The organism is Microbacterium meiriae (genome assembly GCF_025143875.1).
Taxonomy (GTDB): Bacteria; Actinomycetota; Actinomycetes; order Actinomycetales; family Microbacteriaceae; genus Microbacterium; species Microbacterium meiriae.
The window spans coordinates 75,709-87,860 of record NZ_JAMBDU010000011.1 but is presented as its reverse complement, the minus strand read 5'-3'; the positions used below and the strand labels follow the sequence as shown (position 1 = coordinate 87,860).

Here is a 12,152-nt window from a genome sequence, read left to right as displayed (position 1 = left end):
TATCGGTGAATTCGCTCAGGCTTCATGACGGATCGCGCTTGTGAGCCGGATGTAAATTCCGGGGCATGCAGAGTCGTTTCTCTCTGGGGTGAACGGAAAGAGTCGTAGCCTGCGCGGGACTTCGTCCCCAACGTTCCGGCCGAGCTACGCCCATTGGTTCGCCTTCGAAACGGGCCGTGTCGGTGTCCGCCGCTAGCATGCACTTGCGGCGGACTGTCGCCGTGGGCTGGGGGAAAGATGCATCGACGAGAGACAGAACCGTCAGAGGCGGGTCGTGACTTGCTTCTCAACCAGGTGAGAGAGCTATATGGGCGCATCGCGTACACGCAGAAGACCCATGAGAAGCAAGCTGACATCTGCGCGATGTCCTCGCGGAGGCAAAGAGTCTGGAAGTTCGTTCTCACGGCGGTCGGATCGGGGACGTTCCTAGCGTCACTCTTCGGGCTGCTGCTGGACCCGCAGTGGGCATCGCTAGCTACCTCCTTCATCGCCGTGCTAGTCACGGCGGCAAGCCTGGGTGACCGGACATTCCGATACGGCGAGGAGATGCAGCAGCACCGCGACACCGCGGCTTTGCTATGGAACTTGCGGGAGTCGTATCTGTCGCTGATTGTGGACCTGAAGTCCGAGTCTCTGCCGCTCGACCAGGCGCGGCAGAAACGAGACGAGCTGCAGAAGGCGGCTCAGGCCGTGCTGAAGGACGCCCCGCGAACGACACCGCAGGCGTATGCCATGGCTCAATCCGGCCTGAAGGACAAGGAAGATCTCACTCTCAGCACGCAGGAGATCGATTTGATGCTGCCGGAGGCGCTTCGAGAGGATTGGGAGCACTGATGTCGCAAACCGGTGACATCTTCGATGGTCTCCTCACCAATCTCAGGGTCAACACTGCTGAGAGCATCGCCGACCGGCGGGACGAAGTAACGAAAGCTCTGAACAGCGAGTTCCGCAGCTTGACCGGCTCCACGGCGAACAAGCTGATGGTCGGTTCCTACGGTCGTTGGACAGCGATCAAAGGTATATCGGACCTTGACCTCCTGTACATATTGCCGTCCAGTCTGCGCGCCTCATACGAGGAGGAAGGCGGGCCGCTCAAAGCGCTGCGGCGCGCCCGCGCTGCGATCCAGAAGCGGTATCCGACGACGACTGTCGGGGTCGACAGGCTGGTCGTCGTAGTGGAGTTCTCGAACTTCACTTTCGAGGTGCAGCCCGTGTTCGAAAACGAGGACGGGTCCTTCGACTACCCGGACACTTACAGCGACTCGTGGAAGATGACGAAGCCTCGCGATGAGATCTCCGCAATCAGCGAGGAAGACTCAGCTACTAGTGGCAATCTGCGACGCTTGTGCAAGCTCGCTCGAGCATGGCGCAACAAGCAAGGAGTCGTGATGGGCGGGCTGCTCGTAGACACCCTTGCGTACAATTTCCTAACGTCTACGACGGAACATCGCTCTGGCACGTCCGAATCCTACGGCGAGATGATGCGCGACTTCCTTCTGTACCTCGCGGACCAGGTGGACCACGATTTCTATCTGGCGCTTGGAAGCCGTCAGCGCGTTCGAGTCAAGAAGCGCTTCCAGAAGAAGGCTGCGTCCGGCGCTGAGCTTTGCACCGAGGCGGTCGACGCTGCTGGTCAGAAGAACGAGTACAAGAAGTGGAGAGCAGTATTCGGAAAGTCCGTCCCAGCAGTAGTGGCTGGAGGGGAGAATGCGCTTGCAGCCAGATCGTTCAACGACACGGAGGAGTTCATCGAGGACACCCATCCCGTGGACATCCGTTTTTCGGTCGAGATCAGCTGTACCGTGACCCAGGACGGATTCCGTCCTACCTCGCTGAACTCATTTCTCAACCTGTTCTCGCTACTGCCCGCAAAGAAACAACTTACGTTCGCGATCGACAACATCGACGTGCCGGGATCATATGAGGTGCGTTGGAAGGTACTGAACCGAGGAGCCGAAGCTGAGCGGCGGGATCACGTACGCGGTGAGATCATCCGTCCGACCCACGGCACCGAGCGCCGCGAAGTGACCTCCTTCCGAGGGAATCATTACGTGGAGTGCTACGTCATCCAGCGCAACGTCGTCGTGGCTCGCGGGCATATCGACATCCCGATCGCAGCAGAGTCTTCCTAGACCGCGCCCCTGGTGCAGTGGGTGCCCATGCCCGCGGCCCTGCGGCGATCCACCCTGCCACAGGTGACTGGCTCCAACGCCTCTCGAGCAAGTCAGCTTGGTCGATCATTCTCGTCGTCGGAATTTTGATAAGCGTCATGAGGCAAGTCGCTCCATGTGCCGGCTACAGCTGTCCCGGAAACTCGCGGGATCGCGATCCGATCTCACGACAACTCTCGTGAGATCGGACATCAAGCAGATTTCGACAGGCCTGTCGTTTCTCACGAAAGTCGTCACTTTCTCACGAATGTTGTCGCAGTTCTCATGGAAGGTGGCGGATTCTCATGAAACCTGTCGCAGCACCGATCGGCGGCGAAGCTACCGACCCCGCCGAGAATGATCGTGTACGGCGGGATGACTCGTACAGCCGCTGAATGGGGTCCAGAAACGTGAGCCGTCAGAGGGTTTTGGCAGGCGTATTCGCTGACCTCTGGCGCTCCGCTCCAGTCAGCTCAACGGTTGAGAAGTGAGCTCTGGATCTTCTCGGATACGGCTTGGCGCAGCGGGCGCACTGCTTCGGCGTCCCAGGACTCCGGGTTGGGGAACGACCATTCCAGCACTTCGCCGCGGGGGGTGGAAGGCAGGGTGAGTCCGGGCTTCATCAGGACCACGATGTCGGCAGTATCCAGGTCGTCGATGGTGACGGCGCGAGGTGCCCGGGCGGTGATGTCCATTCCGAGTTCTGCGACTGTGGTGGCCACGGCGGGGTTCACTTGGTCGGCAGGGGCGAGGCCTGCGGAGGTGGCGCGGAATCGGTCGCCGGCCAGGTGCTCTAGGAGAGCTGCGCCGAGCTGTGAGCGGCCGGCGTTGTGCTGGCAGATGAATAGGACGGTGGGGGTGGTGTCGGTCACGGGTTTTCTTCCGGGTTGGGTTTCAGCTGGCGGCGAGACGGGGCGCGAGTTCCGCGATGCGGCGCTCCAGCTCGTCGTAAGTGGTGTCGAAGGCGTCATCGGTGCCGATCCGCACGGGGTCGGGGATCGACCAGTGCAGGTGCCCGGAGACGCCGAGTTCTTCGTGAGCGTTATCGCACACCGTCACCACGAAATCCGAATCGGTCAGGACCGAAGTCAGGGCGCGCGGTGATTCCGTAGGCAGCGCGAGGGCGTGGCGCTCGGCTGTAGCAACCGCGCCCGGATCTATCCGCTCGGCCGGGTGCGTTCCTCCCGATGACGCCGGGATGCTGCTGCGGGTAGACCACAATGCCGCAGCAAGCTGCGACCGGGCGGAGTTCGCCGTACAGACGAACACGACGCGATCCGCGCGCTCCACTCGGCCCGGAGTGAGCCCGCGAAGTGCAGTTTCGGCCAGGTGAACGTAGCTGCGCCGTTTGTCGGCCTCCGAGCGAGAACGCGAGACCATCCCCACGGACTCCAGCACATTCAGATGGTGCGTGACGAGGTTGGAAGGAAGGCCCAACGCCACCCCGATTTCGGTGGGGGAGAGGTCGCCCAGCGTGAGACGGTCGACGATCCGCAGGCGAGATGGGTCACCCAGCGCGGCGTGCTTCGCCGCGCGCGCCTCCACCTGATCAGTTCGTTCAGTGTTCATTGTTTCAATCTTGACTGAACTACACCTCTCGGGTCAAGATAAGCCGACATGAACATTGCTACCCGCTCCCAGTCCGAGCCCGCGCGACCTCACCTGCTGCGCCGAGCTGCTGCCGAGTTCCTTGGAACTGGCCTGCTCGTCACGATCGTTGTGGGTTCCGGCATCGCGGCGCAGCGACTCTCGCCGGATGACGTCGGCCTCCAACTGCTGGAGAACAGCCTGACCACCGCGCTCGGTCTGACGGTCCTGATCCTCATGCTGGGCCCCGTGTCCGGTGCGCACTTCAACCCCGTGGTGTCGATCGCGGATTGGCTGCTCGGAGGCCGCGCCCGGACGGGACTCCCGCTGCGCGACCTCGCCCCGTACGTGCTCGCGCAAGTTCTCGGCGGTATCACCGGAACGTTCTTGGCGGGAGTGATGTTCGACGCGGCCCCCGCGCTCTCATCGAATGATCGCGCGACCGGTGGACACCTGGTCGGGGAGGTGGTCGCCACGGCGGGACTGGTGCTGTTGATCTTCGCGCTCGCGCGCACGGGCAAGGGATCTGCCACGGCGGCCGCGGTCGGTGCGTACATCGGCGCCGCGTACTGGTTCACAAGCTCTACGTCGTTCGCGAATCCCGCGGTGACGATCGCCCGCATGTTCACCGACACCTTTGCCGGCATTGCGCCCGCCTCTGTCGCGCCGTTCATCGCTGCACAGCTCGTCGGGGCTGCGATCGGCCTCGCTGTGCTGCTCGCCCTCTACCCGACCGCCTCCCGCACGGCCGGCGACGTCGTGGTCCCTCAGCAACTCGAAAACCAGCCCTGAAAGGCACCCTCATGCATCTTGTAGCGATCGGCGGAAGCGACGCTGGAATCTCCACCGCCCTCCGGGCCCGCGAACTCGACCCGTCCGTCGACGTCACCGTCGTGGTAGCCGATGCGTATCCGAACTTCTCGATCTGCGGCATCCCGTACTACTTCTCCCGCGAGGTGCAGCCCTGGCAGTCGCTCGCCCACCGCACCCACGCGGATCTCGAAGCCACCGGCATGAACCTCCGCCTGGACACCCTCGCCACGGGTATCGACGTCGACAGCCGACGACTCACGGTCCGCGACGCGCACGGCAGCGAATCGACCATCGCGTACGACGAACTCATGGTCGGCACCGGAGCATCCCCGTCAATCGCCGGCATCGCAGGCCTCGACCAGCTCGGCCCCGACGACGGCGTGCACCTGCTGCACTCGATGGGCGACACCTTCGCGCTCGAGAAGTACCTCGACGAACATCAGCCCGAGACGGCAATCATCGTCGGAGCTGGCTACGTCGGCCTCGAAATGGCCGAAGCGCTCACCGTGCGGGGCCTCCAGGTCACCCAGCTGCAGCGCGGCCCCGAAGTCCTCTCCACCCTCGATCCCGAACTCGGCTCCCTCGTCCACGACGAACTCACCCGACACGGCGTCGACGTCCTCACCGGCACGCGCGTCGAAGCCGTCGCCCGTGAAGCCGGACGGATCGCCGTCACCGGCACCCGTGACGGCGAAGCATTCTCCCGCAACGCTGACGTGGTCCTCGTCGTCGTCGGCGTGCGACCCAACACCAGCCTCCTCACCGCAGCCGGCGCAACCACGGGAGCGGGCGGCGCTGTCGTCGTCGACGAACAGATGCGCACCGGCCTGCCGAACGTGTGGGCGGCCGGCGACGGGGTGGTCACCCATCACCGCCTGCTCGGCGTCACATACCTTCCTCTCGGCACCACGGCGCATAAGCAAGGGCGCGTCGCAGGGGAGAACGCGATCGGCGGCGACACCCGATTTGCAGGGAGCCTCGGCACGCAGGTCGTGAAGGTCTTCGACGTCGTGGCCGCACGCACGGGGCTCCGCGACCACGAAGCCACAGCCGCCAGCTTCGCCCCGCACAGTCACACCGCGATCGCGGACGACCACAAACGGTACTACCCGGGCGCCACGCCCATCAGCATCCGCATCACCGGAGACACCAACGACGGCCGTCTGCTCGGCGCGCAGCTCGTCGGCACCCGCGGTGCCGAAATCTCCAAGCGCGTCGACACCTACGCCACGGCTCTGCACCACGGCATGACTGTCGCGGCGATGAGTGACCTCGACCTGTCGTACACGCCCCCGCTCGGCTCACCGTGGGACGCCGTGCAGGTCGCAACCCAGGCGTGGGAGCGGGAAACGCGCCGGTCGGCATCTGCGCTGCGACAGCCTGCTGCTTAGGATCGCTCTGACGTGGGGATACTCCGGGCCCACCAACGACGCTGGAAGCCTTACTCGAGTCCTCTTTCGACGATCGCGATTGGTCACCGATGGCTGTATAGTTCAGTACGTGCTGACTATTGCTTCCCGTATCGATGTAATGAACCGGCTTGGCCGGGCGATGGCCGATCCGACGCGCTCCCGGATCCTGATGACCCTGCTCCAGGGGCCCAGCTATCCGGCCGTCCTCTCGCGCGATCTGGTACTCACTCGTTCGAACGTGTCGAACCACCTGACGTGCCTGCGCGATTGCGGAATCGTCGTCGCGGAACCAGAAGGCCGCCAGACTCGCTATGAGATCGCCGATCCGCACCTCGCTGCTGCCCTCATTGCGCTGGTGGATGTGACGCTGGCTGTGGATGAGCACGCGCCGTGCGTGGACTCAGCGTGTACGGTGGCCGGTTGCTGTGCGACGGGGGTGGACGCGTGAGCGCGGCGTGTGGCTGCGAGCACGAGCCTGCCAGCGCGGTGGACGAGGAAATCGAAGAGGCCGAGCGCCCCTGGTGGAAAGACCGCGGAGTTCTGGTGCCGGTTTTCTCCGGGGTCGCGTTCCTGGCCGGCCTGATCTTGGAGTGGTCTGGCCAGGAGATCCCCGCGCTGGTGCTGTTCTGGGTCGGTCTGCTGCTGGGTGCCTCGACGTTTACGCCGGGAGCGGTTCGAAAGCTGTTCAAGGGCAAGCTGGGCATCGGTCTGCTGATGACGATCAGCGCCATCGGTGCAGTCATCCTCGGCTACGTGGAGGAGGCCGCAGCTCTCGCGTTCCTGTACTCGATCGCTGAGGCGCTCGAGGACAAGGCGATGGACCGTGCCCGCGGCGGCCTGCGCGCACTGCTCAAGCTCGTACCGGAAACAGCCACGATCCTGCAGGGCGACACTACTGTGCAGGTGCAGGCGAGAGAGCTGACGGTCGGCCAGGTCATGGTGGTCCGGCCGGGCGAGCGGATCGCGACCGATGGGGTCGTGCGTTCTGGTCGCTCGAGCCTGGATACCTCGGCGATCACCGGCGAATCGATCCCGGTAGAGGTGGAGCCCGGCGATGCGGTGTCGGCGGGTGCGATCAACAGTGCCGGTGCGCTGGAGGTCGAGACGACGGCTGCTGGCACCGACAACTCGCTCACTACGATCGTGGAGCTGGTAGAGAAAGCGCAGACAGAGAAGGGCGAGCGTGCTCGTCTCGCGGACAGGATCGCCCGCCCGCTGGTGCCCGGTGTTCTGATCCTCGCGGCGCTCGTCGCGATCATCGGGTCGCTGCTGGGCGATCCAGAGGTGTGGATCACCCGCGCGCTTGTCGTGCTGGTCGCGGCTTCTCCGTGTGCACTCGCAATCTCGGTGCCACTCACGGTCGTCGCCGCGATCGGCGCCGCAAGCAAGTTCGGCGTGATCATCAAGTCCGGTGCCGTCTTCGAGCGCTTCGGCACCGTCCGGCACGTTGCCCTCGACAAGACCGGCACCCTCACCCGCAACGAGCCCATCGTTACCGCTGTCCTCACCGCAGATGGCGTGTCGGAGGCTCAGGCGCTGGCGTGGGCGGCAGCGCTGGAGCAGCACAGCACGCATCCTCTCGCTGCCGCGATCACGGCGGCCGCTCCGGGTGTCACAGCCGCTGCGGACGTGACCGAGCGGGCTGGTCACGGCATTGACGGCACGGTCGACGACTCGAGAATCACTGTGGGAAGCCCCCGCTGGCTGGACGCCGGCGCGCTCGGGGATCGGGTCGCGGAGCTCGAAGAGCAGGGCATGACCGTCGTGATCGTGCATCGTGACGGGACGCCGGTCGCCGCGATCGGCGTCCGTGACGAGCTGCGCCCAGAAGTCCCCGAGGTGGTCCGAACGCTCACCGGCCAGGGCGTCGGCGTGACGATGCTCACCGGCGACAACGCCCGGACTGCCCGTGCGCTTGGTGCGCAGGCCGGGATCAGTGACGTGCGAGCCGAGTTGCGTCCGGAGGACAAGGCGACCGCGATCGCGGAGTTGTCGAAGGTAGGGCCGGTCGCGATGATCGGTGACGGAATCAATGATGCCCCGGCTCTCGCCGGCGCAGACATCGGCATCGCGATGGGCGCGACCGGCTCCGACGCAGCGATCGAATCCGCCGACGTCGCGTTCACCGGTCACGATCTGCGTCTGATCCCGCGCGCGTTTGACCACGCCCGACGGGGACGACGGATCATCAACCAGAACATCATCCTGTCGCTGCTGATCATCACCGCACTGCTCCCGCTCGCGCTCTTCGGTGTCCTCGGGCTCGCGGCGGTCGTCCTGGTCCACGAGGTCGCCGAGGTCATCGTTATTCTCAACGGCCTGCGCGCCGCCCGCACTCCGCGAGTGAAGAGCTGATGCTCGCGACCATCGGATCAGCGATCGGCCTGTTCGCTGCGACCAACATCGATGACATTGTCGTGCTCACCGTGCTGTTCCTCGCTTCCAGCCGAGGAAAGCCGCGACCGTGGCAGATCGTCGCAGGCCAGTACTTCGGGTTCATCACCCTCGTCGTGATCAGCGTGATCGCCGCGCTCGGCCTCACGATCGTCCCGGACGAGTGGGTGGGCTTCCTCGGGCTGATCCCGCTCGGCATCGGCATCTGGACGCTCGTACGTGGCTTGCGTCGAAACGGTGATGACGATGATGATGACGCCAAGATCACAGCGGTCGGGTTGTGGGGCGTCGCCGGGATCACGATCGCCAACGGGGCCGACAACATCTCCCTTTACACGCCGATCTTCCGCACCAGCGCGCCCGGCGACGTCGTCGTCATGATCGTCGTGTTCCTCATCCTCGTCGCCGTCTGGTGCGCTGCCGGACGGCTGATCGGCACCAACAAGGCCGTCACCGAGGGGCTGGAACGAGTCGAGCACTGGCTCGTACCGGCCGTATTCATCGGTCTCGGGCTGTTCATACTGATCGAATCCGGCGTCATCGTTCGCCTGATTGAGGTCCTCGGATGATGTCGTCCGAGGCCGAAGCTCGCCCGTCTATTGCGCGAAAAGTGCCGTCGGCGCCGCGCTGGCAACTCACGGTTGGAGCGCTCCTGATCGCCGTGTTCGTCGTCCTGATCGATCAGGGAACGAAAGTGTGGGCGGTAGCGACTCTCACGGAGCGCGAGCGCATCCCGCTGGCGGGCGACCTGCTGGGCCTGCAGCTTGCGTACAACCCTGGTGCCGCCTTCTCCTTCGGCGAAGACTTCACCTGGGTGTTCGCGCTGCTCGCTGTCGCCGCCACCGTTACAGCGATCGTGTTCGCGTTTCGAGTTCAACGCCTGGGATGGGCGATCATCATCGGCGCGCTCGGAGGAGCCGCAGCATCACACGCAGGCGACCGTCTCTTCCGAGATCCCGGGTTCGCCCGCGGACACGTCGTGGACTTCCTCGCCTACGGGAACTGGTTCATCGGAAATGTCGCGGACATTGTGATCTTCGCTGCTGCGATCGCCGGAGCGTTCCTTATGATCCGCGGCGGCGATGAGACCCAAGAATGAGACGTCTAGGGCAGCCGCTAATGCGCGGATGCGGTAGGAGGGCTGATTGCGGCGGCAGGACGCGAGAGGGTTCGAACACTCGAGGTCAACGGTTGGTCGCCTCGTCGAGTGCGTTAGTCAGGTCGCTGAGCTGAGTGAGTTCAAGCTTCTCGCCATCCAGGAAAAATGATGGCGTGCCGCTGACCCCAAGATACTGTCCATCGTTGAAGTCAGCTTCGACTCTCTCCCTAGTCGCCGGGGCGGCTACAGCCGCGTCATAGGCACCCAAATCCAACCCGAGGTCCTCCGCGAAGGTACGGAACAGGTCCGCTCGCGAGGTCTGCTGTTCGCCCCACTGAGTCTGCGTTTCGAACAGGCGCTGATACATCTCCTCGAACTTCCCCTGCTCGGACGCGGCTTCCGCAGCCAGGGCGGCGTTCATCGAATTGAAGTGTCCGGGGAGGGGGTAGTAGCGAACGACGTAGTTGATTCCACCCTCGTACTGTTCGCGGATCTGCTCGACGACCGGATAGAACGCACCGCACGCTTCGCACTCGAAGTCGAGGAACTCAACCAGCGTCGGAGCGTCTGGCCCGGCCGCGTCGAGCACATGCGAATCCGCACGGGTACCAGGCAGTGCACCTTCTGTGCGGGATTCCGGAGCTGCGGGGCGGGTCATCAGGACGACCACGAGCGCCATAATGGCGAGCACGGTGAGGGTGGAGCCGGTGACGAGGGCGACCTTGACGGGGGGTTTCAAGACGGATGCTCCAGATCGGTGGCGGGCGTCGCCAAGGTAGGGAGGTTTAGAAGAGGGCGAGTAGGGGCGTCTCGTTCATTGCATCGAGACGAAAGCAAAAGTCAGCACACGCTGACTGTACAGGGACTGCTGACTAACTCTCCTGGTGATCCGGTGGATGGTCGCGTCGCAGACGAAGCGCAACCCACCAGCCGCACCGGCGACAGATGAACACCCCGCGCTTCCCAAGGGCATGCAATTTCCTTCGGGGCAACGATCGCCCGCAACACGTACATGTCTCGTCTGACTCAGCGGCCACGAGTGATGATCGCCTCCCGGATCTGATCAACCGTCGGCGTACCTGCCACGCCCGCGGGTGTCGCGTAGACGCGACACGCTAAGGCGACGCTGTGATCCGCGCCGGGGAACAGATCCTTCCCGTTCAGTGTGATCGTGGGAGACCCGGCAAAGGGAACCGCAGCGGCATCCTCCTCCGTGCGGATGAGTCGATAGCGCAACGGCGTGGCCCCATGGCCTGTCTCCCGAAGCGCCTCGGCAACATTGTGGCCCGCGGCGATCCAGCTGGGACAGCCCGCGATATGCAATAACTCAATCTCCATGATCACAAGGATCCTCCCATCTGCTGCTGACCGCGCAGCATCGCCGGAGGCCTACGCTTCAATCTTTTGTAACGATCGGCTATGGCAAGGCAGCGGTCGTCGTCAACCAGGTGCGCGACCAGCCGAAAACGATCGTTTCCGGCGCGGGCATGACCGGAGGGCGCGGGTCCTGCCGTAAGCAGTAGCCGAAACTGGGTCTTCGGGTGGGTCCGGGTCACTAGGGTGGTTCTCATGGCCAGTCTTGTGTACGGGGATGGCGGGGATCCGATTCATATTGAGGATCGGGCGCTCGCGCATCTGAAGATCGTTATTGCGACGAAGTTGCGTCGTAATGAGAGCTTCACGTTGTCGTGGAAGCATCCCGAGGGTGATCCGGGGGGGGCGTTCGACGATCTGGATTCATCCGTCGATTCCGCTACGGTTCACTTTCGATGAAGTTGAGCCGCCGCCGATCAGTCTCAGGTGGGTCGAGCAGCTCATGCACACCGCGAATTCGTCGGGCGGGATCACGCTCGTCGACGAAGTGCTGGATGCCCCTGAGATCGAAGCTGCTGCAGACTAGAGCAGATCCCAGCTTCCGGACAGGCCGAGTGTCAACACTGCCTGGTCGGAATCCAGTGTCACTTCTTCCTCGGTGATGATCACGTGACTGGAGGGCGTGACCAGGGAACGGACGAGTCGATCTCCTGCATCTTTGAAGCGCACGATTCTTCCTGTGCTGGCGGCGGCCACTTCTAGGTCGTCGCAGAGCTGTTCCGCGTCCTGCGTCGGGGAGAGGATGAAACTTGCCTCGTCGATGGTGACAAGCGTCTGAAGTGTGGTGCGCTCGCTCATCCGACCAGGGTAGGAGCCGGGTGGGTGGGATCCTAAGGGGCTTGCGCGCTGGGGTCAGGCTGGTGCACTATCCAGATCGCGTTCGAGGCGAGTGCCCTCGGCGCGTTCGGGAGTGAGGTACAGGCCCGTGGGAGAGCTGGCGGCGAAGGCGAGAGCAGCGACCCACGCCCGATTGATTGCCGGTTGCCGGCCGCCGAAATACTTGAATACCAGCGCACTTCCGGAGTGCACCCACACCGTTGTGCGGCCACCGCCCGTACCGGCATCGTCTTTCCATGTGAACGCGAAGGGCTCACCACGGCGGAGCTTCGCCGAGATGACGAGCTGTAGATGGCTGAGTGCCCGATCTTCGATGTCGACCTTCAGTCCGCCTTCGTAGAACTTTCCCATGACGTGCACTCCTCGGTCGTATCGCCACGGACACCTCTGCAAGCAGGCGAGACGAAGGAAATCGTCGTGTCGTGAATCTTCATCTCTCACCGATCCTTGACGGCTAGTGTTCGCGTCCGACCAAGACGCTCACCG

14 protein-coding genes and 1 pseudogene are annotated in these 12,152 nt (G+C 63.8%); 9 read left to right on the top strand and 6 right to left on the bottom strand.

The window, feature by feature from the left end:
• The first annotated feature begins 279 nt into the window (after window positions 1-279).
• Both M4D53_RS08930 and M4D53_RS08925 read left to right on the top strand, forming a co-directional pair.
• Window positions 280-834, top strand: a complete 555-nt coding sequence (locus M4D53_RS08930; RefSeq protein ID WP_197073244.1) for an SLATT domain-containing protein — start codon at window positions 280-282, stop codon at window positions 832-834.
• Complete coding sequence (locus M4D53_RS08925; protein WP_045264191.1) at window positions 834-2,132, top strand: nucleotide-binding domain-containing protein; 1,299 nt, start codon at window positions 834-836, stop codon at window positions 2,130-2,132. Before M4D53_RS08930 ends, M4D53_RS08925 begins: the two co-directional genes overlap by 1 nt.
• A gap of 491 nt (window positions 2,133-2,623) precedes the next feature.
• Here M4D53_RS08925 and M4D53_RS08920 read toward each other — a convergent pair whose 3' ends face one another.
• Together M4D53_RS08920 and M4D53_RS08915 are read right to left on the bottom strand one after the other, a co-directional pair.
• Window positions 2,624-3,022 carry an arsenate-mycothiol transferase ArsC gene (locus M4D53_RS08920; protein WP_259953528.1) on the bottom strand — a complete coding sequence of 133 codons (399 nt, stop codon included), beginning with the start codon at window positions 3,020-3,022 and terminating at the stop codon, window positions 2,624-2,626.
• Window positions 3,023-3,044: 22 nt separating this feature from the next.
• A complete protein-coding gene (locus M4D53_RS08915) occupies window positions 3,045-3,719 on the bottom strand; it encodes an arsenate reductase/protein-tyrosine-phosphatase family protein (RefSeq protein WP_259953526.1) in 675 nt (224 codons plus the stop codon).
• 48 nt (window positions 3,720-3,767) lie between these two features.
• Here M4D53_RS08915 and M4D53_RS08910 point away from each other — a divergent pair, with 48 nt between their 5' ends.
• The 6 genes from M4D53_RS08910 to M4D53_RS08885 all read left to right on the top strand — a co-directional run bounded on the left by M4D53_RS08910 (window position 3,768) and on the right by M4D53_RS08885 (window position 9,455).
• The gene (locus M4D53_RS08910; protein WP_259953523.1) at window positions 3,768-4,529 is read left to right on the top strand and encodes an MIP/aquaporin family protein; all 762 of its coding nucleotides are present in this window, start codon (window positions 3,768-3,770) and stop codon (window positions 4,527-4,529) included.
• Window positions 4,530-4,540: 11 nt separating this feature from the next.
• Complete coding sequence (locus M4D53_RS08905) at window positions 4,541-5,941, top strand: FAD-dependent oxidoreductase (RefSeq protein ID WP_045264187.1); 1,401 nt, start codon at window positions 4,541-4,543, stop codon at window positions 5,939-5,941.
• 109 nt (window positions 5,942-6,050) lie between these two features.
• A complete protein-coding gene (cmtR, locus tag M4D53_RS08900) occupies window positions 6,051-6,410 on the top strand; it encodes a Cd(II)/Pb(II)-sensing metalloregulatory transcriptional regulator CmtR (RefSeq protein WP_045264358.1) in 360 nt (119 codons plus the stop codon).
• The gene (locus M4D53_RS08895; RefSeq protein ID WP_182252218.1) at window positions 6,407-8,317 is read left to right on the top strand and encodes a heavy metal translocating P-type ATPase; all 1,911 of its coding nucleotides are present in this window, start codon (window positions 6,407-6,409) and stop codon (window positions 8,315-8,317) included. The genes cmtR and M4D53_RS08895 overlap by 4 nt, the downstream gene beginning before the upstream one ends.
• The gene (locus M4D53_RS08890; protein WP_045264185.1) at window positions 8,317-8,925 is read left to right on the top strand and encodes a cadmium resistance transporter; all 609 of its coding nucleotides are present in this window, start codon (window positions 8,317-8,319) and stop codon (window positions 8,923-8,925) included. Before M4D53_RS08895 ends, M4D53_RS08890 begins: the two co-directional genes overlap by 1 nt.
• Window positions 8,922-9,455, top strand: coding sequence for a signal peptidase II (locus M4D53_RS08885; RefSeq protein ID WP_227991975.1), 534 nt, complete (start codon window positions 8,922-8,924; stop codon window positions 9,453-9,455). The genes M4D53_RS08890 and M4D53_RS08885 overlap by 4 nt, the downstream gene beginning before the upstream one ends.
• Window positions 9,456-9,540: 85 nt before the next feature.
• On the opposite strand, the gene M4D53_RS08880 is transcribed toward M4D53_RS08885, so the two are convergent.
• Both M4D53_RS08880 and M4D53_RS08875 read right to left on the bottom strand, forming a co-directional pair.
• Complete coding sequence (locus tag M4D53_RS08880) at window positions 9,541-10,194, bottom strand: DsbA family protein (protein ID WP_045264183.1); 654 nt, start codon at window positions 10,192-10,194, stop codon at window positions 9,541-9,543.
• 287 nt (window positions 10,195-10,481) lie between these two features.
• Complete coding sequence (locus M4D53_RS08875; protein WP_045264357.1) at window positions 10,482-10,793, bottom strand: hypothetical protein; 312 nt, start codon at window positions 10,791-10,793, stop codon at window positions 10,482-10,484.
• Window positions 10,794-11,024: 231 nt separating this feature from the next.
• Here M4D53_RS08875 and M4D53_RS08870 point away from each other — a divergent pair.
• A pseudogene (locus M4D53_RS08870) lies at window positions 11,025-11,355 on the top strand (DUF7882 family protein).
• Here the strand turns inward: M4D53_RS08870 and M4D53_RS08865 are convergent.
• Together M4D53_RS08865 and M4D53_RS08860 are read right to left on the bottom strand one after the other, a co-directional pair.
• Window positions 11,352-11,627, bottom strand: coding sequence for a hypothetical protein (locus M4D53_RS08865; protein ID WP_259953516.1), 276 nt, complete (start codon window positions 11,625-11,627; stop codon window positions 11,352-11,354). The pseudogene M4D53_RS08870 and the gene M4D53_RS08865 sit on opposite strands and share 4 nt — an antisense overlap.
• Before the next feature lie 54 nt (window positions 11,628-11,681).
• Window positions 11,682-12,017 carry a DUF7882 family protein gene (locus M4D53_RS08860; RefSeq protein WP_259953514.1) on the bottom strand — a complete coding sequence of 112 codons (336 nt, stop codon included), beginning with the start codon at window positions 12,015-12,017 and terminating at the stop codon, window positions 11,682-11,684.
• Window positions 12,018-12,152: the final 135 nt, after the last annotated feature.